This window comes from Enterobacter sp. FB (assembly GCF_000805795.1).
GTDB lineage: Bacteria > Pseudomonadota > Gammaproteobacteria > Enterobacterales > Enterobacteriaceae > Enterobacter > Enterobacter roggenkampii.
Genome location: NZ_JSZC01000011.1, coordinates 147096 through 167282, shown reverse-complemented (window position 1 = coordinate 167282; position 20187 = coordinate 147096). Strand labels below are relative to the sequence as shown.

The window sequence follows — 20187 nt, the reverse complement described above, 5'->3', positions numbered from 1 at the left end:
TCGCTGACCCATTATACAAAAGGTACGCAGTCACACCACGAAGGTGCTCCACTGCTTGTACGTACACGGTTTCAGGTTCTATTTCACTCCCCTCGCCGGGGTCTTTTCGCCTTTCCCTCACGGTACTGGTTCACTATCGGTCAGTCAGGAGTATTTAGCCTTGGAGGATGGTCCCCCCATATTCAGACAGGATACCACGTGTCCCGCCCTACTCTTCGAGTTCACAACCTGTGTGCTTTCGTGTACGGGACTGTCACCCTGTACCGTGCGACTTTCCAGACGCTTCCACTAACACACAAGCTGATTCAGACTCTGGGCTGCTCCCCGTTCGCTCGCCGCTACTGGGGAATCTCGGTTGATTTCTTTTCCTCGGGGTACTTAGATGTTTCAGTTCCCCCAGTTCGCCTCGTTAACCTATGTATTCAGTTAACGATAGTGTGACGAATCACACTGGGTTTCCCCATTCGGACATCGCCGGGTCAAAGGTTCATATCACCTCGCCGGCGCTTTTCGCAGATTAGCACGTCCTTCATCGCCTCTGACTGCCAGGGCATCCACCGTGTACGCTTAGTCGCTTAACCTCACAACCCGAAGATGTTTCACTTCTGATTGCGAAAATTTGAGAGACTCGAACACACCATTTAAGATGTGTCGTTTCAATTTTCAGCTTGATCCAGATTTTTAAAGAGCAAAACTTCGCAGTGCACCTTTTCAGGTTCACTCTGAAGTTTTCTTGGGTTCGCAGTAAAAGATGGTGGAGCTATGCGGGATCGAACCGCAGACCTCCTGCGTGCAAAGCAGGCGCTCTCCCAGCTGAGCTATAGCCCCATCGTTTTGCAATCTCTGTACCGCTCATCCTTTAAAAGGAGTTTGGTAGGCCTGAGTGGACTTGAACCACCGACCTCACCCTTATCAGGGGTGCGCTCTAACCACCTGAGCTACAAGCCTGCAGAGATTTTTACTGCTGTTTTTCATCAGACAATCTGTGTGAGCACTACAAAGGCAGGTTCTTTAAGGTAAGGAGGTGATCCAACCGCAGGTTCCCCTACGGTTACCTTGTTACGACTTCACCCCAGTCATGAATCACAAAGTGGTAAGCGCCCTCCCGAAGGTTAAGCTACCTACTTCTTTTGCAACCCACTCCCATGGTGTGACGGGCGGTGTGTACAAGGCCCGGGAACGTATTCACCGTAGCATTCTGATCTACGATTACTAGCGATTCCGACTTCATGGAGTCGAGTTGCAGACTCCAATCCGGACTACGACGCACTTTATGAGGTCCGCTTGCTCTCGCGAGGTCGCTTCTCTTTGTATGCGCCATTGTAGCACGTGTGTAGCCCTACTCGTAAGGGCCATGATGACTTGACGTCATCCCCACCTTCCTCCAGTTTATCACTGGCAGTCTCCTTTGAGTTCCCGGCCGGACCGCTGGCAACAAAGGATAAGGGTTGCGCTCGTTGCGGGACTTAACCCAACATTTCACAACACGAGCTGACGACAGCCATGCAGCACCTGTCTCAGAGTTCCCGAAGGCACCAATCCATCTCTGGAAAGTTCTCTGGATGTCAAGAGTAGGTAAGGTTCTTCGCGTTGCATCGAATTAAACCACATGCTCCACCGCTTGTGCGGGCCCCCGTCAATTCATTTGAGTTTTAACCTTGCGGCCGTACTCCCCAGGCGGTCGACTTAACGCGTTAGCTCCGGAAGCCACGCCTCAAGGGCACAACCTCCAAGTCGACATCGTTTACGGCGTGGACTACCAGGGTATCTAATCCTGTTTGCTCCCCACGCTTTCGCACCTGAGCGTCAGTCTTTGTCCAGGGGGCCGCCTTCGCCACCGGTATTCCTCCAGATCTCTACGCATTTCACCGCTACACCTGGAATTCTACCCCCCTCTACAAGACTCTAGCCTGCCAGTTTCGAATGCAGTTCCCAGGTTGAGCCCGGGGATTTCACATCCGACTTGACAGACCGCCTGCGTGCGCTTTACGCCCAGTAATTCCGATTAACGCTTGCACCCTCCGTATTACCGCGGCTGCTGGCACGGAGTTAGCCGGTGCTTCTTCTGCGGGTAACGTCAATCGCTGAGGTTATTAACCTCAACGCCTTCCTCCCCGCTGAAAGTACTTTACAACCCGAAGGCCTTCTTCATACACGCGGCATGGCTGCATCAGGCTTGCGCCCATTGTGCAATATTCCCCACTGCTGCCTCCCGTAGGAGTCTGGACCGTGTCTCAGTTCCAGTGTGGCTGGTCATCCTCTCAGACCAGCTAGGGATCGTCGCCTAGGTGAGCCGTTACCCCACCTACTAGCTAATCCCATCTGGGCACATCTGATGGCAAGAGGCCCGAAGGTCCCCCTCTTTGGTCTTGCGACGTTATGCGGTATTAGCTACCGTTTCCAGTAGTTATCCCCCTCCATCAGGCAGTTTCCCAGACATTACTCACCCGTCCGCCGCTCGCCGGCAAAGTAGCAAGCTACTTTCCGCTGCCGCTCGACTTGCATGTGTTAGGCCTGCCGCCAGCGTTCAATCTGAGCCATGATCAAACTCTTCAATTTAAGTTTGATGCTCGTGAATTAAACTTCGTAATGAATTACGTATGTTCACTCAGAGACTTGGTATTCATTTTTCGTCCGAGGACGTTAAGAATCCATGTCACTTTGAGTGCCCACACAGATTGTCTGATAAATTGTTAAAGAGCAGTGCAACGCGGCTTTCGCTCACCGTTGCGAGGTGGCGTATATTACGCTTTCCTCTTTCAGAGTCAACCCGTTATTTCAGGATTTTTTCTCTTCAACCGAACCGCTTGTTGTGTGAAGTGATTCACATCCGCCGTGTCGATGGAGGCGCATTATAGGGAGCCGCCGAGGAATGACAAGCGGAAAAATGCATTTTTATTTCAACCGCTCACCTTTTCACCAAAAAGGCTATTTTTGGTGCTTTTTAATCTCTTTTGGCAGATCGGCCAGACTATTAATCACCCAATCAGCCGCATTCTCAGCCTCTGGCGTCACTGGCTTGCCGGTACGCACTAATATTTTAGTCCCTACACCCGCGGCTGCGGCTGCCTGCATATCTTCCAGTTTATCGCCCACCATATAAGAAGCCGCCATATCAATGTGCAGGAACTCCTGCGCAGAGATAAACATCCCCGGATGCGGCTTACGGCAATCACAGGTCTGACGATACGCTTCTACGGTTCCCTGCGGATGATGCGGACAATAGTAGATGCCATCCAGATCCACACCGCGGTCGGCAAGTGACCAGTCCATCCATTCGGTCAGCGTCTCGAACTGCGCTTCGGTGAATTTACCACGTGCAATACCAGACTGGTTCGTCACCACCACCAGCGCATAGCCCATCTCTTTCAACTGGCGCATGGCATCTATTACGCCCTCGATAAACTCGAACTCATCAATCTCATGGACATAACCGTGATCCACATTAATAGTGCCGTCACGATCGAGAAAAATTGCGGGTACTGATTTTGCCACCGGTTTGCTCCTGAAAAAGGCATGTTCAGCTAGTATCTCATGAATCGCAGCGCAATAAAGTGCTCATCGTACAGAGTTGGATTGATTTAGACGTCTGGATGCCTTAACATCCGTTTTGTTTACGGTCATCACCCGTATCTGGCAGAAGAAAATGCCACGGCTAACTTACATACGATAAAAATAATCTAATGATTAAACTTTCCAATATCACCAAAGTGTTCCAGCAGGGGAACCGAACCATTCAGGCGCTGAACAACGTCAGCCTGCATGTTCCTGCTGGTCAAATTTATGGCGTCATTGGCGCATCGGGTGCAGGTAAAAGTACGCTGATCCGTTGTGTTAACCTGCTTGAGCGCCCAACCCAGGGCAGCGTAGAAGTTGGCGGCCAGGAACTTACCGCCCTTTCAGAGAAAGAACTCACCAAAGCGCGTCGTCAGATTGGCATGATCTTCCAGCACTTTAACCTGCTGGCTTCCCGCACCGTGTTCGGCAACGTTGCCTTACCGCTTGAGCTGGATAACACGCCGAAAGAAGAAGTGAAGCGTCGCGTCACCGAGCTGCTCGACCTCGTAGGTCTGGGCGACAAACAGGATAGCTACCCGGCAAATCTGTCCGGTGGGCAAAAACAGCGTGTGGCCATTGCCCGCGCGCTGGCAAGCAATCCTAAGGTGCTGCTGTGTGATGAAGCCACCAGCGCACTGGATCCGGCAACCACGCGTTCGATTCTGGAACTGCTGAAAGACATTAACCGTCGCCTGGGCCTGACGATCCTCCTTATTACGCACGAGATGGACGTGGTGAAACGCATCTGCGACTGCGTGGCGGTCATCAGTAACGGTGAACTGATCGAGCAGGACACGGTAAGCGAAGTGTTCTCGCATCCGAAAACCCCGCTGGCGCAGCAGTTCATCCAGTCCACGCTGCATCTGGATATTCCGGAAGACTATCTGGAACGTCTGAAAACAGAAGCAACAGCAGACAGCGTCCCGATGCTGCGCATGGAGTTCACCGGCCAGTCCGTTGATGCTCCCCTGCTTTCCGAAACCGCACGTCGCTTTAACGTGAATAACAACATCATCAGCGCGCAGATGGATTACGCCGGAGGCGTGAAGTTCGGCATCATGCTGACAGAAATGCACGGCACACAAGAAGAAACCCAGGCAGCCATTGCCTGGCTGCAAGAACATCACGTAAAAGTAGAGGTACTGGGTTATGTCTGAGCCGATGATGTGGCTGCTGGTTCGCGGCGTTTGGGAAACGCTGGCAATGACCTTTGTCTCTGGTTTCTTTGGTTTTGTGATTGGCCTGCCGGTCGGCGTGTTGCTGTACGTGACGCGTCCGGGTCAAATCATTGAGAACGCGAAGCTGTACCGTACGCTCTCTGCGCTGGTGAACATCTTCCGTTCTATCCCGTTCATTATTCTGCTGGTGTGGATGATTCCATTTACCCGCGTGATCGTCGGAACGTCTATCGGTCTGCAGGCGGCGATCGTTCCGCTGACCGTTGGCGCTGCGCCGTTTATCGCCCGCATGGTGGAAAACGCCCTGCTGGAGATCCCAACCGGTTTGATCGAAGCGTCCCGCGCGATGGGCGCCACGCCGATGCAGATCGTCCGCAAGGTTCTGCTGCCTGAGGCACTGCCAGGGCTGGTGAATGCGGCAACCATTACGCTTATCACCCTGGTCGGTTATTCCGCGATGGGCGGTGCCGTAGGCGCGGGCGGTTTAGGCCAGATTGGTTATCAGTACGGCTATATTGGATATAACGCGACCGTGATGAATACCGTTCTGGTATTGCTGGTTGTTCTGGTTTACTTAATCCAGTTCTCTGGCGATCGCATCGTCCGGGCTGTTACGCACAAATAACGTTACACACAACATAAACTCTACGAGTTAAGGATAAAACATGGCGTTTAAATTAAAGACCTTCGCAGCAGTAGGCGCGCTGATCGGCTCTCTGGCACTGGTGGGTTGCGGTCAGGATGAAAAAGATCCGAACCACATTAAAGTGGGCGTTATCGTAGGTGCAGAACAGCAGGTTGCAGAAGTTGCTCAGAAAGTGGCGAAAGAGAAATATGGCCTGGACGTGGAGCTGGTGACCTTCAACGATTACGTTCTGCCGAACGAAGCGCTGAGCAAAGGTGATATCGACGCGAACGCCTTCCAGCATAAACCATACCTGGACCAACAGATCAAAGATCGCGGCTATAAACTGGTGGGCGTGGGTAACACATTCGTTTATCCAATTGCCGGTTACTCTAAGAAAATTAAATCCCTGGACGAGCTGCAGCCGGGCTCTCAGGTTGCCGTGCCTAACGACCCAACTAACCTTGGTCGTTCCCTGCTGCTGCTGCAGAAAGTGGGCCTGATCAAACTGAAAGACGGTGTTGGCCTGCTGCCAACCGTTCTGGACGTCACCGAGAACCCGAAAAATCTGAAAATTGTTGAGCTGGAAGCACCGCAGCTGCCACGTTCTCTGGACGATGCGCAGATTGCCCTGGCCGTTATCAACACCACGTACGCCAGTCAGATTGGCCTGACCCCAGCTAAAGACGGTATCTTCGTTGAAGATAAAGACTCTCCATACGTAAACCTGATCGTGACTCGCGAAGACAACAAAGACGCGGAAAACGTGAAGAAATTCGTACAGGCCTATCAGTCTGACGAAGTTTACCAGGAAGCCAACAAAGTGTTTAACGGCGGCGCTGTTAAGGGCTGGTAATCTCACCTCAGTGTAATATCATCAGGACGGGCTTATGCCCGTCTTGTCATTTGTGCAGTCAACTGATTCAATATCTGACGTTTTGATTATCCATTGAGGAAATATTATGCGTGCTTTACCGATCTGTCTTTTAGCACTCATGCTGAGCGGCTGTTCTATGCTAAGCAGATCTCCCGTTGAACCTGTTCAAAGCACGGCAACCCCGCCAAAGACCGAGCCTGCGAAACCGAAAGTGGTACGCCCTGCGCCGGTTCGCATTATCACGAAAGCGGATGAACTCGTCGGTAAACCGTTCCGTGAACTGGGCGAAGTGAGCGGCGAATCCTGTCAGGCGACCAATCAGGACTCACCACCGAATATCCCGACAGCGCGTAAACGCATGCAGATTAATGCCGCAAAAATGAAAGCCAACGCGGTCCTGCTGCACAGCTGTGAAGTCACCAGCGGCACGCCGGGCTGCTACCGTCAGGCGGTGTGCATCGGTTCTGCGCTGAACATCACGGCGAAATGAGTGCATTTCAGTTCGAGCAGATAGGCGTTATCCACTCTCCTTACAAAGAGAAGTTCGCCGTCCCCCGCCAGCCCGGTCTTGTCACCAGCGGACGCGGTGAGCTTCACCTGATTGCGCCTTACAATCAGGCCGATGCGGTGCGCGGGCTTGAGGCGTTCAGCCACCTGTGGGTGGTGTTCGTGTTTCACCAGACGATGGAAGGCGGCTGGCGTCCTACCGTGCGTCCTCCTCGTCTTGGCGGCAATGCGAGAATGGGGGTGTTTGCGACGCGCTCGACCTTCCGTCCAAACCCGGTTGGCATGTCACTGGTTGAACTGAAAGGCATACGCTGCCAGAAAGATCGGGTGATACTGGAGTTAGGTAGCCTGGACCTTGTAGACGGCACGCCGGTGATCGACATCAAACCCTATTTGCCCTTCGCCGAAGCCCTTCCGGACGCGCGTGCAAGTTATGCTCAGGACGCCCCACAGGCGGACATGCCTGTATATTTTACGCCTGAGATAACCGCTCAGTTCGGCCAACTGGAGAAACGCTATCCTCGCTTACGGGATTTCATCACCGAAGTTCTGGCACAGGACCCGCGTCCGGCCTACCGTAAAGAAGAGGAAGCAGGCAAAACGTACGCCGTCTGGCTGCTGGATTTTAACGTTCGCTGGCGCGTCACCGGGGCAGGTTTTGAAGTGTTTGCCCTTGAACCCAGGTAATTTTGTTCTCCTCTCTTTTGGCATCTTTGCCACACTGGTAAACTAAACCACTTTTTTTGTGTCAGGCTGGTGTTTCAGCCTGTTCCAATCGTCGAAATGGAACCGTAACAACATGCGTACTAGCCAATATCTGCTCTCCACTCTGAAGGAGACGCCTGCCGACGCCGAAGTGATCAGCCATCAGCTGATGCTGCGCGCCGGGATGATCCGCAAGCTGGCCTCCGGGTTATACACCTGGCTGCCGACCGGCGTGCGCGTCCTGAAAAAAGTCGAAAACATCGTGCGTGAAGAGATGAACAACGCCGGTGCTATCGAGGTGTCCATGCCCGTGGTTCAGCCCGCTGACCTGTGGCAGGAGAGCGGTCGTTGGGAACAGTATGGTCCTGAACTGCTGCGCTTCGTCGATCGTGGCGAGCGTCCGTTCGTTCTCGGCCCAACGCATGAAGAAGTCATCACCGACCTGATTCGTAATGAGCTGAGCTCTTACAAACAGCTGCCGCTGAACTTCTTCCAGATCCAGACCAAGTTCCGTGACGAAGTTCGCCCGCGTTTCGGCGTCATGCGCTCTCGCGAATTCCTGATGAAAGACGCCTACTCTTTCCATACCTCTCAGGAATCCCTGCAAGAGACCTACGACGCAATGTACGCGGCGTACAGCAAAATCTTCTCCCGCATGGGGCTGGATTTCCGTGCTGTGCAGGCCGATACCGGCTCCATCGGCGGTAGCGCATCTCATGAATTCCAGGTACTGGCGCAGAGCGGTGAAGACGATGTGATCTTCTCTGACTCTTCCGATTACGCGGCGAACATCGAATTCGCAGAAGCGCTGGCACCAAAAGAACCACGTGCTGCGGCAACGCAAGAGATGACGCTGGTTGATACGCCAAACGCTAAAACCATTGCCGAGCTGGTTGAGCAGTTCAACCTGCCGATCGAAAAAACCGTTAAGACGCTGCTGGTGAAAGCCACCGAAGGGAGCGCTTACCCGCTGGTTGCCCTGCTGGTGCGTGGCGATCACGAGCTGAACGAAGTGAAAGCAGAGAAGCTGCCGCAGGTTGCCAGCCCGCTGACGTTCGCAACGGAAGCGGAAATCCGCGCCGTGGTCAATGCTGGCCCAGGTTCTCTCGGTCCGGTGAATATGCCGGTTCCTGTTGTTATTGACCGCACGGTAGCCGCGATGAGCGACTTCTCCGCCGGTGCGAACATCGACGGTAAACACTACTTCGGCATCAACTGGGATCGCGACGTGGCGACGCCGGAAGTAGCAGACATCCGTAACGTGGTCGCAGGCGATCCAAGCCCGGACGGTCAGGGTACCCTGATGATCAAGCGCGGCATTGAAGTCGGTCACATCTTCCAGCTGGGTGATAAATACTCTCGCGCGCTGAACGCCGCTGTTCAGGGTGAAGATGGCCGTAACCAGATCCTGACCATGGGTTGCTACGGTATCGGGGTGACGCGCGTGGTAGCTGCCGCCATTGAGCAGAACTATGACGAGCGCGGCATCGTCTGGCCAGACAACATCGCACCGTTCCAGGTTGCTATTCTGCCAATGAACATGCACAAGTCTTACCGCGTGCAGGAACTGGCCGAGAAGCTGTATGCCGAGCTGCGTGCGCAGGGTATCGAAGTGCTGATGGATGACCGTAAAGAGCGTCCGGGCGTGATGTTTGCCGATATGGAACTGATCGGTATCCCACACACCGTCGTGATCGGCGACCGTAACCTCGACAGCGACGAGATTGAATACAAATACCGTCGCAGCGGCGAAAAACAGATGATCAAGACAGGCGAGATTCTTGATTACCTGGTGAAAGCCATCAAAGGCTAAACAAAAAACCCCGCTCAGGCGGGGTTTTTTAATGGCTCAGCGTCAGCTTATTTACTGTTACAGTCTTTACCCGCAACAAACTTCGCGTCTTTATCTGCCACCAGCGTTTTCACCATCTCTCCACTATCCGGGTTTGGCTCCAGCGTAAAGTGACCGTCCACCGTCAGCAATACCGGCTTGCTGTCATTGCCGCGCGCCACCGCGTAATCACGTTCAAGCTGCGCATTGTTTGCCACGCTGACCTTCTTACCGGTTGCGCAATCAGTAAAGATCGCCGCATCCGCCATATAGAAGTACATCCCCCGCATCGCCATCGGCGTCGCGGGCAGAGCCGCTTTTACCGGCGCCAGCGTGTAGTTGAACTGGGATTCAATTGGATTGCCTTCACGATCCAGCATCTCCATCCCCTCGCCTTTGGCGCGGAAATAAGTTTTCTCGCCAGCGGTATCCGTCAGAACCAGCTTCTCCGCCGTTCGCGCCCATGTTCCATAAGTTGCAAAAGAAGAAGGCTCTTTTGCGCCCTGATAGCGCTGGTTCATCACCCAGGTGCCGTCTTTTTGCAGGAACAGGGACGTTTCAATGCCTTCACAGTCCGCGCAAGGCAATACGCCGCGCCAGCTCTGCTGCATCGGTTTTAATTCTTCCGTCTGCGTGGGTTGTAAAACCTGCGTTTCGGAGCGGTTGTTACACCCGAAAAGCGCAAACAGCGTACTCACTGCCAGCGCTGACCATAATGCTTTTTTCACAATGAATTCCTTATGAAAAGTGTGTTCCCTTTCGTCACTCTGTGGGGCGACGAACTTTACCGCGTAGTGCTTTCACTGTGGATTTTTGGGCCTTCGAGGCCAGCCGACGCTCTTTCGATGCGCGGGTTGGCCGCGTTGCCCGGCGGCTTTTTTGTACTGCCGTTAATTCTTTGATGACCGCCACCAGCCTGGCTATCGCCGCTTCCCGGTTGAGCTCCTGGCTGCGGTATTCCTGGGCTTTGATCACCATCACGCCATCGCTGGTGATCAGGTGATGGCTGGCAGCAAGCAGACTTTCTTTATAATACTCTGGCAGGCTTGAGGCCCGAATGTCAAAACGCAAATGGATTGCCGTTGAGGCCTTGTTGACGTGCTGCCCACCTGCCCCCTGAGCACGGATGGCGGTGATCTCCAGCTCGTTGTCCGGAATGCTGACGTTTCGGGACAGGACGATCATGAGGCCGGTTGCCACGCCGTCAAATGAATTTCCAGATTATTCTGAGAATCAGAGAGCCAGATGGCACCGTCCTGAATCGTCGCCTGCAACACCATGGTCCGGCTGGCAAAGTCGCTCAGCTTCGCCAGCTGCTCATCATCCAGATACCAGACCGTGAGATTTTTAAACTGTCCGCACTTGCTTTTGTTTTGCTGCCACCAAATCTCCGCAGCGCGCTGATTATATGCGAATAAGGCCACTTCAGCGGACTGAGTGCAGGCCTTCTTAATTCTGCGTTCGTCCGGCAGTCCAAGTTCGATCCACAAATCGATACCCAGATGATCGTTGCGCAGCCAGGCTTCTGGCTCGTCTTCTGCGCTTAACCCACGGGTAAACTGCAGACGCTCGTCAGCGTACTTAATCCACGCCAGCAGGCGCAGCATCATGCGCTCCTGGGTTTCGGAGGGGTGGCGAGCCAGCGTCAGCGAGGCGTCCAGGAACTGGTTGCGATCGAGATCGGCCACATTGACCACTGCTTTATAAATTGTCGCTTTCAGCGCCATGAGAGAACTCCATTCGAATCAGGCGCTCATTGTAGCGAAAACCGCGGCAAAAGGCTGTTGTAGGGTGATAAATACACCGCTATCAAGGCGCTGATATTGCTTAAATGAGTATGGTATAGTCACCTTGCTAAACCGAGTTTATCTTCGTAGGCTTAATGATATCTCACAGTAAGTCAGTGCGCTGGCGGGAGGGGATGTGAATAATTATTGTGAGTTAATTCGCAAACGGTATGCGGAAATCGCCAGCGGAGATCTGGGGTATGTCCCGGACGCGTTGGGCTGTGTATTGAAAGTGCTTAATGAAGTGGCCTCTGATGAGAGCCTTTCAGAGTCGGTCAGGGAAAAAGCAGCGTATGCTGCGGCGAATTTACTGGTGAGCGATTATGTCGATGAATGATACTTATCAACCCATCAATTGTGATGACTATGACAACCTCGAACTCGCCTGCCAGCATCATTTATTACTGACGCTGGAGCTAAAAGATGGCGAAGTGTTGAAGGCGAAGGCCAGCGATCTGGTTTCACGTAAGAATGTGGAATACCTGATAGTGGAGGATGCCGGTGCGACGCGTGAGCTGCGCCTGGATAAAATAGCCAGCTTCAGCCACCCGCAAATCGGCACCGTCGTGGTGAGCGAATCCTGATGACATTAACGGGCAGCCTGGCTGCCCGTTACGCTTTCTGCCACTCAAACCTGACCCCCTCTTCCGCCCATCCCGCTTCCGTGATGAAAATGCCCGCAGCAGCAATCAATGTTTCACCATAGAACAACAGCGGCGTGGTGTCGCGCAGCCACGGCGGCACGTTGCACTCCTGCCAGATTTTCTTCAGCTTGCGTCCCCCGTTGCGTCCGACAATATGCAGCATGCCGCCAGCCCTAAAGCGTACCGTTACCGGTTCACCTGCCTCTGGCAGCCTCACATGACCAGACGGTATAAGAGAGACACGTCCTGCCTCACTGGGCAATATCAGCGGAAGCGCAGGTGAAAGCCAGTCGAGCACCACATCGGTCAGTGAAGGCGTTGATTTTACCCACCAGAGTTCCCCTTTGTAGCGCCTTACGCCAAAACCGTTCAGGTGGACGCACGGGGAAGCATCCTCCCGCGCCAGGGCAACCTCGTCCCAGATACGGTTTAGCATCGCCCGCGACGGCATCGCGGCGTGATGAGAGGCCAGCCAGCGCCGTAGCAGCGCGGCGCGGCGCACCGGGCTCATCGCTTTCAGCGGTGCAATCGCCAGCGCTCCGTCTTCAGAAATCAGTTCAGCCAGCTCGTCACTCAACAGCTCGTCCAGCAGCGATTCCTGTTCGGCGCACAGCATAGCGCTTCTTGCCGTCGCGTCGGCGAAATGCGGCCAGCGCTCGCTCAATAGCGGGAGGACGCGCAGACGCAGAAAGTTACGGTCATAGCCGTCATCCTGGTTGCTCTCATCTTCAATCCAGCTGAGCTGATGTTCTCGCGCCCAGGCCTCAAGCGAGGCGCGCGTCTCGCCAAGCAGCGGACGCAGTAACGTTGTACCGGCAAACTCAGAACGCTCAGGCATTGCTGAAAGCCCTGCCGGTCCGCTGCCCCGCTTAAGCGCCAGCAGAAAGGTTTCACACTGATCGTCCAGGTGCTGAGCCGTGACAAGCGCTTCTCCTGTACGCAATGCCCCGGCAAAGGCGGCATAGCGAGCTTTACGCGCCTGCGCCTCAATGCCCAGCCCTTCCTCTGCAAGCGTGACGCGCTCGACGAGAAGCGGGATCGCCCACGCCGCACACATAGCTTCGCAGTGCGCCACCCACATCTCTGCGCGAGGACTTAATCCGTGATGAATATGTATCGCGCGCAGCTGGACGTCAGGCTCCCGATCGCGCCAGCACTTAAGGCGATGAAGCAGAACGGTGGAATCCAGGCCACCGCTAAACCCCACCAGCAGCTGGCGGTACGGTGAAACGGCGTGTGCGATAGCGGGTAAGGTCATAGGGAATTACACATAAAAAATGCCCGAACTGAACGGGCATTATCACACAGGACGAAGATTACTGCTGATAAAGCTCCAGCGGCAGGCCGTCCGGGTCGTTGAAAAAGGTAAAACGCTTGTCGGTGAACGGATCGACGCGGATCGCTTCACACGTCACGCCGTGCGCTTCCAGATGTTTTACTGCGCTATCCAGGTCATCGACGCTGAAGGCAAGATGGCGCAGGCCACAGGCTTCCGGGCGGGACGGACGCGCAGGCGGAAAAGGAAAAGAGAACAGTTCAATCACATACTGCCCGTTTAACGCCAAGTCGCCCTTCCAGGAGTCGCGCTCCTCACGGTAGGCCTCGCTCAACAGCGTAAAGCCGAGAATGTCGCAGTAGAAGGCCTTACTCTTCGCGTAATCGGTCGCAATGATCGCAATATGATGAACAGCTTTTAAACCCAGCATAACTTCTCCTTTTTATGATGCCTGAACGTTACAACCGAAAACCCGCACCTGGCAAGCGGTCACTCTTATTTTAGGACTCGCACCCAGTACACGCCGTTTTCGTCGCGCTTCGCACCGTGGATATCCGTCTCAAAACCGGGATAGTGACGCCCTACCGAACAGAGCATCAGCAGGAAATCGAGCACGGCCCGACTCTCTTCGGTAATCATCTCTCCCGGCATCAGGAGCGGTACGCCCGGCGGATACGGCAGGATCATGTTTGCCGATACGCGCCCAACCAGATTTTCCAGCTCGACGGTTTCGACCTCTCCCCTCACCTGGCGCTGCCACGCCTGGTGCGGGGTAAACTTCATCTCCGGCAACACATCGAACGCCTGTAGCATCAGACGCGGCAGATCGTGCTGACGGATCAGCCTGTGGATCCCCTGGGCCAGATCCTGAATACGCATGTTACGGTAGAAGTCAGGATCCTCCGCGTAGAGATCCGGCAGCATGTTCTTCACCCGCAGGTTGAGATCGTAGGCGCGCTTAAATTCCATCAGACCGCGCAGCAACCCCATCGCCCGGGTTTTATCGATCCCGATACTGAACAGGAACAGCAAATTATAGGGGCCTGTTTTCTCCACCACCACGCCGCGTTCATCAAGGAATTTCGCCACCAGCGCAGCCGGGATCCCTTCCTCGCTCATCTTGCCCTGCTCATCCATACCCGGCGTCAGGATCGTCACCTTAACCGGGTCGAGGAACATATGGTCACTATCGGCATCCCGGAAGCCATGCCAGTCTTCGGCGGGCGAAACCGGCCAGCATTCTGCTTCATCAATCTCTTCCGGCTGCCAGATATCAAAGAACCAGCCGTCGGCTTCCTCTTTCAGCCGCTGAACCTCTTTACGGAAATGCAGTGCGCGCTCCACAGAGCGATTGATAAGACGTTTACCGGGATTGCCGCGCAGCATCGCCGCAGCCGTTTCGATAGACGCCACCAGCGGATAGCTTGGTGAGGTGGTTGTATGCATCATAAAGGCTTCGTTAAAGGTCTCTTCGTCGTATTCGCCTTTGATGTGAATCAGCGAAGCCTGGGAAAACGCGGCCAGCATTTTGTGCGTCGACTGCGTTTCGAAGAACACTTTACCCGGCACGCGTTCACCGCTCATGCCGCTTTTACCCGCGTAAATCGGGTGGAAATTGGTGTACGGTACCCACGCGGAATCGAAGTGGATCGACGGCACGTCCAAAGTCTTTTTGATCCAGTCCGTGTTGTACAGCAGACCGTCATAGGTCGAGTTGGTGATCACCGCATGGACAGGCCAGCCTGCGCCGGGCACTGCCGCGACCTTGCGCTCAATCGCGTCATGCGCGAACTCCCGCCGCGGAATACCGCCCAGAATACCGAGCGCGTTGCGCGTGGGCGACAGCCAGAGCGGTACAACGTCGCTCATCATCAGCAGGTGCGCCAGCGATTTATGGCAGTTACGGTCAATCAGCAGGGTGCTCCCCGCAGGCGCGGCATACATTCCGACGATTTTGTTCGAGGTCGAGGTGCCGTTGGTCACCATATAGCTCTGCTCGGCCCCAAAGGTGCGGGCGATATACTCTTCGGCTTCCAGATGCGGTCCGGTATGATCCAGCAGCGAGCCTAATTCGGTGACTGAAATGGACACGTCCGCTTTCAGCGTGTTGCCACCAAAGAAATCATAGAAGAGGCAGCCCACCGGGCTTTTTTGGTAGGCCGTTCCCGCCATATGCCCAGGCGTACAGAAGGTATATTTCCCCTCTTTCACGTAGGTGAAGAGCGCCCGGGTAAAGGGCGGAGTAATGTTATCGAGATATTCATTCGTGTATTGCTGAATGCGGGTCGCAATGTCTTCCGCCACGCCGAGGGAATATTCAAAGAACCACAGTGCCATACGCATATCATTGGCGCTGACGTCCATGGTTGAGTGGGTATTAATAAACGCGTACAGCGGGAGATATTCGTTCAGCTTGTTGATATCGCTGCACAGTTCGAGGTCATATTCATCCCAGTCGAAGATCACGCCGCAGATACGCGGGTTATGCTCGATGAACTTCAGCAGATCGGCGCTGTTGTGCGGCCAGATTAGCTGATACCCGCGCGACTGCAGGGCTTGCTCCAGCTCCTTAATCGGCTCATCTTTATAAAAGACGCCGTGTGGCCCCATAACGGCAATGATATTCATGGGCTTCCTCCTTAAAAAACATTAGCTAAGCATAGTCCGGCTAAACCGCAGGTATAAAAAAAGCCGCAACATTGTGCGGCTTTTCAGATAATTGTGAGGCTTACGCGTAGCCGTAGGTCATCAGACGCTGGTAACGGCGGTTGAGCAGATCTTCTTTGCTCAGCACGTCCAGGTCTGCCAGATCGGCCAGCAGCTGTGCTTTCAGAGAAGCAGCCATCACTTCCGGCTTACGATGTGCCCCACCCAGTGGTTCCGGGATGATGGAATCGATCAGCTTAAGCTCTTTCAGGCGTGGCGCAATGATGCCCATCGCTTCGGCAGCCAGAGGCGCTTTGTCGGCACTCTTCCACAGAATAGACGCGCAGCCTTCCGGGGAGATTACGGAATAGGTGCTGTACTGCAGCATATTCACTTTATCACCCACGCCAATCGCCAGCGCGCCACCGGAACCACCCTCACCGATAACGGTACAGATGACCGGCACCTTCAGACGAGACATCTCGCGCAGGTTGCGCGCGATAGCTTCAGACTGACCGCGCTCTTCCGCGCCCACGCCTGGGTATGCACCCGGGGTGTCGATGAAGGTGATGATTGGCATGTTGAAACGCTCAGCCATCTCCATCAGACGCAGGGCTTTACGGTAGCCTTCTGGTGCTGGCATACCAAAGTTACGACGGATTTTCTCTTTGGTTTCACGGCCTTTCTGATGACCAATGATCATCACCGGGCGTCCGTCCAGACGCGCGATACCACCAACGATAGCTTTATCGTCAGCGTATGCGCGATCGCCTGCCAGTTCGTCAAATTCGTCAAACGCCAGGCGGACATAATCCAGGGTGTACGGACGCTGTGGATGGCGTGCCAGCTGGGCCACCTGCCATGCGCCGAGATCGGCAAAGATTTTGCGCGTCAGCTCTACGCTTTTCTCGCGCAGACGATGCACTTCTTCGTCGATGTTAATATCCAGTTTTTCATCCTGACGGCTTACCGCTGTCAGAGAATCGATTTTCGCTTCCAGCTCAGCAATCGGCTGTTCGAAATCAAGGAAATTCAGACTCATAGTATTCCTGTATTAGTCAAACTCCAGTTCCACCTGCTCCGAACCAATGAGGCCACGGAGATCGTTCAGTAAACGATCGCTCGGAGAGACACGCCACGTTGCACCAAAGCGCAACCGCGCACGTGCATCCGCCCTCTGATAGTAGAGATGTACTGGAATTGTCCCCGAGCGGTGGGGTTCCAGAGACTGACGGAGTCGGTTTAAAAGCTGGTCATCAATTTGCCTGTCCGTCAGCGAGATAGCAAGCCCGCGAGCATATTTTTCCCGGGCTTCGTCAATGTCCATCACTTCGCGGGCGGTCATTTTAAGCCCCCCACTGAAGTCATCAAAGCTGACCTGTCCGCTGACGATAAGTATGCGGTCTTTTTCCAGCAATTGCTGGTATTTATCCAGCGCGTCGGTGAACAACATCACCTCCAGACGCCCGGAACGGTCATCCAACGTACAGATGCCGATACGATTGCCGCGCTTGGTGACCATAACCCTTGCAGCAATCACGAGCCCCGCAGCCGTGGTGATTTTACCACGTTCTGTCGGATGCATGTCTTTTAGCCTGTGGCCGCCGACATAGCGCTCAATTTCTTTAATGTACTGGTTGATCGGGTGACCCGTCAGGTACAAACCTAACGTTTCACGCTCGCCGTCCAGCACCACCTGTTCTGGCCACGGCTGGCAGTTGGAATACGACTGTTCAATCTGCTCCGGCTCTTCCGCCAGCACCCCGAACATATCCGCCTGGCCAATGGCTTCCGCTTTCGCGTGCTGATCCGCCGCTTTCAGGGCGTCGCCCAGCGAGTTCATCAGCGCGGCGCGGTGCGGCCCCAGCCTGTCGAACGCGCCGGACATGATCAGTTTTTCCAGCACGCGGCGGTTCAGCTTTTTGGTATCGGTACGGGCGCAGAGATCGAACAGCTCGCGGAAATAACCGCCGTTGTTGCGCGCTTCGATGATCGCCTCGATCGGCCCCTCACCCACGCCCTTGATCGCGCCGATCCCGTAAACGATCTCCCCGTCGTCATTGACGTGGAAATGGTAAAGACCCGAGTTGATATCCGGCGGCAGGATCTTCAGCCCCATGCGCCAGCACTCATCCACCAGGCCCACCACCTTCTCGGTGTTGTCCATATCGGCGGTCATTACCGCAGCCATAAACTCCGCAGGATAGTGCGCCTTCAGCCACAGCGTTTGATACGACACCAAAGCATAGGCGGCTGAGTGAGATTTGTTAAATCCGTACCCGGCGAATTTCTCCACCAGGTCGAAGATTTTCATCGCCAGCTCGCCGTCGACGCCGTTTTTCTTCGCCCCGTCTTCAAAGATGGAACGCTGCTTGGCCATCTCTTCCGGCTTTTTCTTACCCATCGCACGACGCAGCATGTCCGCGCCGCCGAGCGTATAGCCGGAAAGCACCTGGGCGATCTGCATCACCTGTTCCTGATACAGGATGATGCCATAGGTTGGCTCCAGTACCGGCTTCAGGCTTTCGTGCTGCCACTGAACGTCCGGGTAGGAAATCTCTTCGCGCCCGTGCTTACGGTCGATAAAGTTATCTACCATCCCTGACTGCAGCGGGCCCGGACGGAACAGGGCCACCAGCGCGATCATATCTTCGAAGCAGTCGGGCTGCAGACGTTTAATCAGATCTTTCATGCCGCGGGATTCAAGCTGGAAGACGGCGGTGGTCTCCGAGCGCTGCAGCATGTCGAAACTTTTCTTGTCGTCCAGCGGGATGGCCGCGATATCCAGCGGCGGCTCGCCGTTCTTCTCGCGGCGGGCGTTGATCATCTCCAGCGCCCAGTTGATGATGGTCAGCGTACGCAGGCCAAGGAAGTCGAACTTCACCAGCCCGGCGTATTCTACGTCGTTCTTGTCGAACTGGGTGACCGGATGCTGGCCCGCTTCATCGCAATACAGCGGCGCGAAGTCGGTGATTTTGGTCGGGGCGATAACCACGCCCCCCGCATGCTTACCGGCGTTACGCGTGACGCCTTCCAGCTTGCGCGCCATGTCGATCAGCGCTTTGACCTCTTCGTCCGCTTCATAGATTTCCGGCAGCTGCGGTTCAGCCTCAAAGGCTTTTGCCAGCGTCATGCCCGGATCGGGCGGCACCAGTTTAGAGATGCGATCGACAAACCCGTAAGGGTGGCCCAGCACGCGGCCCACGTCGCGGATAACCGCTTTCGCCGCCATCGTACCGAAGGTAATGATCTGCGATACCGCATCACGACCGTACATGTCGGCCACGTGCTCGATCACCTGATCACGTTTCTCCATGCAGAAGTCGACGTCGAAGTCGGGCATCGAGACACGTTCCGGGTTGAGGAAACGTTCGAACAGCAGGTCGAACTCCAGCGGATCGAGGTCGGTAATTTTCAGCGCGTACGCCACCAGCGAGCCTGCGCCGGAACCACGGCCCGGTCCAACCGGCACGCCGTTATCCTTCGACCACTGGATGAACTCCATAACGATCAGGAAGTAGCCCGGGAAGCCCATCTGGTTGATCACCTGGAGTTCAATGTCCAGGCGTTCGTCATACTCCGGGCGACGCTTTTTACGCTCTTCTTCATCCGGGAACAGGAATTCCAGACGCTCTTCCAGACCTTCTTTCGATTTCATGACCAGGAAATCTTCCGTGGTCATGTCACCCGTCGGGAACTGCGGCAGGAAGTATTCGCCAAGGCGGACGGTGACGTTGCAGCGCTTGGCAATCTCTACGCTGTTTTCCAGCGCTTCGGGGATATCGGAGAAGAGCTCACACATCTCCTCCTCGCTGCGCATGTACTGTTGTGCGGAGTAATTGCGCGGCCGCTTCGGATCGTCGAGGGTAAAGCCATCGTGGATCGCCACGCGAATTTCGTGAGCGTCAAAATCGCCCGCCTCAAGGAACCGAACGTCGTTGGTGGCCACTACGGGCAACCCGCGCTCCTCTGCGAGCGCCACCGCGGCATGAAGATAGCTCTCTTCATCCTGACGGCCGGTACGGATCAACTCCAGGTAATAACGATTCGGGAAATATTCTTCATAGAACGAGACGCATTGATCCACCAGCGCGCTGTTACCGCGCAGCAGGGATTTTCCGACGTCACCCATGCGGCCGCCGGAGATCAGCAGCAGCCCTTCGTTGAGCTCGGCCAGCCAGTCACGATCTATCCACGGCCCCAGCGCACCATATCCGCGCTGATAGGCTTTTGAGATAAGCAGCGTGAGGTTTTGGTAACCCGTGTTGTTCATCGCCAGCACGGAGATTTGCGTCAGTTCATCCCCGATGAGGTCGCTCTGCACGTGGAAATCTGCGCCGACGATCGGCTTCATCCCCGCGCCATGCGCCGTTCCGTAGAACTTCACCAGGCCACACAGGTTGGTAAAATCGGTGATCGCTAGCGCAGGCATGCCAAGCGAGGCCGCCTTTTTTACCAGCGGCCCGGTCTTCGCCAGCCCATCGATCATGGAGTAGTCGCTATGCACCCGCAGGTGTACGAAACGTGGTTCAGCCATCTTCAGATTCCGCGTT

The 20187-nt window shown here is 55.0% G+C and carries 17 protein-coding genes, 2 tRNA genes and 2 rRNA genes; 8 read left to right on the top strand and 13 right to left on the bottom strand.

Annotated elements, in window-relative coordinates; all coding sequences use genetic code 11:
• The 5 genes from PI91_RS06735 to gmhB form a co-directional block, all read right to left on the bottom strand.
• Positions 1-581, bottom strand: a 23S ribosomal RNA gene (locus PI91_RS06735); the annotation flags it as partial.
• Between the two features lie 171 nt (positions 582-752).
• Positions 753-828: transfer RNA gene (locus PI91_RS06730), tRNA-Ala, on the bottom strand.
• A 43-nt stretch (positions 829-871) separates the two neighbouring features.
• Positions 872-948: transfer RNA gene (locus PI91_RS06725), tRNA-Ile, on the bottom strand.
• Between the two features lie 69 nt (positions 949-1017).
• Positions 1018-2559: ribosomal RNA gene (locus tag PI91_RS06720) — 16S ribosomal RNA — on the bottom strand.
• A 369-nt stretch (positions 2560-2928) separates the two neighbouring features.
• On the bottom strand, positions 2929-3495 hold the full coding sequence (gene gmhB, locus PI91_RS06715; RefSeq protein WP_008501879.1) for a D-glycero-beta-D-manno-heptose 1,7-bisphosphate 7-phosphatase: 567 nt from the start codon (positions 3493-3495) through the stop codon (positions 2929-2931).
• 188 nt (positions 3496-3683) lie between these two features.
• On the opposite strand from gmhB, the gene metN reads away from it, so the two are divergent.
• The 6 genes from metN to proS all read left to right on the top strand — a co-directional run bounded on the left by metN (position 3684) and on the right by proS (position 9263).
• Positions 3684-4715, top strand: a complete 1032-nt coding sequence (gene metN, locus PI91_RS06710; RefSeq protein ID WP_008501880.1) for a methionine ABC transporter ATP-binding protein MetN — start codon at positions 3684-3686, stop codon at positions 4713-4715.
• Positions 4708-5361 carry a methionine ABC transporter permease MetI gene (locus PI91_RS06705; RefSeq protein ID WP_003856130.1) on the top strand — a complete coding sequence of 218 codons (654 nt, stop codon included), beginning with the start codon at positions 4708-4710 and terminating at the stop codon, positions 5359-5361. Before metN ends, PI91_RS06705 begins: the two co-directional genes overlap by 8 nt.
• A gap of 40 nt (positions 5362-5401) precedes the next feature.
• The gene (gene metQ, locus PI91_RS06700) at positions 5402-6217 is read left to right on the top strand and encodes a methionine ABC transporter substrate-binding lipoprotein MetQ (protein ID WP_014168729.1); all 816 of its coding nucleotides are present in this window, start codon (positions 5402-5404) and stop codon (positions 6215-6217) included.
• Between the two features lie 106 nt (positions 6218-6323).
• Complete coding sequence (gene rcsF, locus PI91_RS06695) at positions 6324-6728, top strand: Rcs stress response system protein RcsF (protein WP_008501883.1); 405 nt, start codon at positions 6324-6326, stop codon at positions 6726-6728.
• Positions 6725-7432, top strand: a complete 708-nt coding sequence (tsaA, locus tag PI91_RS06690) for a tRNA (N6-threonylcarbamoyladenosine(37)-N6)-methyltransferase TrmO (RefSeq protein WP_032675982.1) — start codon at positions 6725-6727, stop codon at positions 7430-7432. Before rcsF ends, tsaA begins: the two co-directional genes overlap by 4 nt.
• A 112-nt stretch (positions 7433-7544) precedes the next feature.
• A complete protein-coding gene (gene proS, locus PI91_RS06685) occupies positions 7545-9263 on the top strand; it encodes a proline--tRNA ligase (protein ID WP_021240478.1) in 1719 nt (572 codons plus the stop codon).
• A gap of 47 nt (positions 9264-9310) precedes the next feature.
• Here the strand turns inward: proS and nlpE are convergent, their stop codons facing one another.
• The 3 genes from nlpE to PI91_RS06670 are packed head-to-tail and all read right to left on the bottom strand — an operon-like array spanning position 9311 to position 11008.
• Complete coding sequence (nlpE, locus tag PI91_RS06680) at positions 9311-10009, bottom strand: envelope stress response activation lipoprotein NlpE (protein WP_021240479.1); 699 nt, start codon at positions 10007-10009, stop codon at positions 9311-9313.
• Positions 10010-10043: 34 nt separating this feature from the next.
• Positions 10044-10466 (bottom strand): alternative ribosome rescue aminoacyl-tRNA hydrolase ArfB, encoded by a 423-nt coding sequence (gene arfB, locus PI91_RS06675; protein ID WP_008501887.1) that lies wholly within the window; start codon positions 10464-10466, stop codon positions 10044-10046.
• A complete protein-coding gene (locus PI91_RS06670; protein WP_039265714.1) occupies positions 10463-11008 on the bottom strand; it encodes a YaeQ family protein in 546 nt (181 codons plus the stop codon). Before PI91_RS06670 ends, arfB begins: the two co-directional genes overlap by 4 nt.
• A gap of 196 nt (positions 11009-11204) precedes the next feature.
• Here PI91_RS06670 and PI91_RS06665 point away from each other — a divergent pair, with 196 nt between their 5' ends.
• Positions 11205-11405 (top strand): YaeP family protein, encoded by a 201-nt coding sequence (locus tag PI91_RS06665; protein ID WP_008501889.1) that lies wholly within the window; start codon positions 11205-11207, stop codon positions 11403-11405.
• Positions 11392-11652 (top strand): Rho-binding antiterminator, encoded by a 261-nt coding sequence (gene rof, locus PI91_RS06660; RefSeq protein WP_008501890.1) that lies wholly within the window; start codon positions 11392-11394, stop codon positions 11650-11652. The genes PI91_RS06665 and rof overlap by 14 nt, the downstream gene beginning before the upstream one ends.
• Positions 11653-11680: 28 nt before the next feature.
• On the opposite strand, the gene tilS is transcribed toward rof, so the two are convergent.
• The 5 genes from tilS to dnaE all read right to left on the bottom strand — a co-directional run bounded on the left by tilS (position 11681) and on the right by dnaE (position 20171).
• Complete coding sequence (tilS, locus tag PI91_RS06655) at positions 11681-12970, bottom strand: tRNA lysidine(34) synthetase TilS (RefSeq protein WP_039265712.1); 1290 nt, start codon at positions 12968-12970, stop codon at positions 11681-11683.
• Between the two features lie 58 nt (positions 12971-13028).
• Positions 13029-13418, bottom strand: coding sequence for a VOC family protein (locus PI91_RS06650; protein WP_008501893.1), 390 nt, complete (start codon positions 13416-13418; stop codon positions 13029-13031).
• Positions 13419-13483: 65 nt separating this feature from the next.
• Complete coding sequence (locus tag PI91_RS06645; RefSeq protein ID WP_039265711.1) at positions 13484-15616, bottom strand: lysine decarboxylase LdcC; 2133 nt, start codon at positions 15614-15616, stop codon at positions 13484-13486.
• 100 nt (positions 15617-15716) lie between these two features.
• Positions 15717-16676, bottom strand: a complete 960-nt coding sequence (gene accA / locus PI91_RS06640; protein ID WP_008501895.1) for an acetyl-CoA carboxylase carboxyl transferase subunit alpha — start codon at positions 16674-16676, stop codon at positions 15717-15719.
• Positions 16677-16688: 12 nt separating this feature from the next.
• Positions 16689-20171 (bottom strand): DNA polymerase III subunit alpha, encoded by a 3483-nt coding sequence (gene dnaE, locus PI91_RS06635; protein ID WP_008501896.1) that lies wholly within the window; start codon positions 20169-20171, stop codon positions 16689-16691.
• Between the last annotated feature and the right edge of the window lie 16 nt (positions 20172-20187).

Bases quoted from the DNA above. Each gene is read 5' to 3' on its own strand.
- metN (WP_008501880.1), top strand. From the start codon at position 3,684: ATGATTAAACTTTCCAATATCACCAAAGTGTTCCAGCAGGGGAACCGA.
- PI91_RS06705 (WP_003856130.1), top strand. From the start codon at position 4,708: ATGTCTGAGCCGATGATGTGGCTGCTGGTTCGCGGCGTTTGGGAAACG.
- metQ (WP_014168729.1), top strand. From the start codon at position 5,402: ATGGCGTTTAAATTAAAGACCTTCGCAGCAGTAGGCGCGCTGATCGGC.
- rcsF (WP_008501883.1), top strand. From the start codon at position 6,324: ATGCGTGCTTTACCGATCTGTCTTTTAGCACTCATGCTGAGCGGCTGT.
- tsaA (WP_032675982.1), top strand. From the start codon at position 6,725: ATGAGTGCATTTCAGTTCGAGCAGATAGGCGTTATCCACTCTCCTTAC.
- proS (WP_021240478.1), top strand. From the start codon at position 7,545: ATGCGTACTAGCCAATATCTGCTCTCCACTCTGAAGGAGACGCCTGCC.
- arfB (WP_008501887.1), bottom strand. From the start codon at position 10,466: ATGATCGTCCTGTCCCGAAACGTCAGCATTCCGGACAACGAGCTGGAG.
- PI91_RS06670 (WP_039265714.1), bottom strand. From the start codon at position 11,008: ATGGCGCTGAAAGCGACAATTTATAAAGCAGTGGTCAATGTGGCCGAT.
- rof (WP_008501890.1), top strand. From the start codon at position 11,392: ATGTCGATGAATGATACTTATCAACCCATCAATTGTGATGACTATGAC.
- tilS (WP_039265712.1), bottom strand. From the start codon at position 12,970: ATGACCTTACCCGCTATCGCACACGCCGTTTCACCGTACCGCCAGCTG.
- PI91_RS06650 (WP_008501893.1), bottom strand. From the start codon at position 13,418: ATGCTGGGTTTAAAAGCTGTTCATCATATTGCGATCATTGCGACCGAT.
- PI91_RS06645 (WP_039265711.1), bottom strand. From the start codon at position 15,616: ATGAATATCATTGCCGTTATGGGGCCACACGGCGTCTTTTATAAAGAT.
- accA (WP_008501895.1), bottom strand. From the start codon at position 16,676: ATGAGTCTGAATTTCCTTGATTTCGAACAGCCGATTGCTGAGCTGGAA.
- dnaE (WP_008501896.1), bottom strand. From the start codon at position 20,171: ATGGCTGAACCACGTTTCGTACACCTGCGGGTGCATAGCGACTACTCC.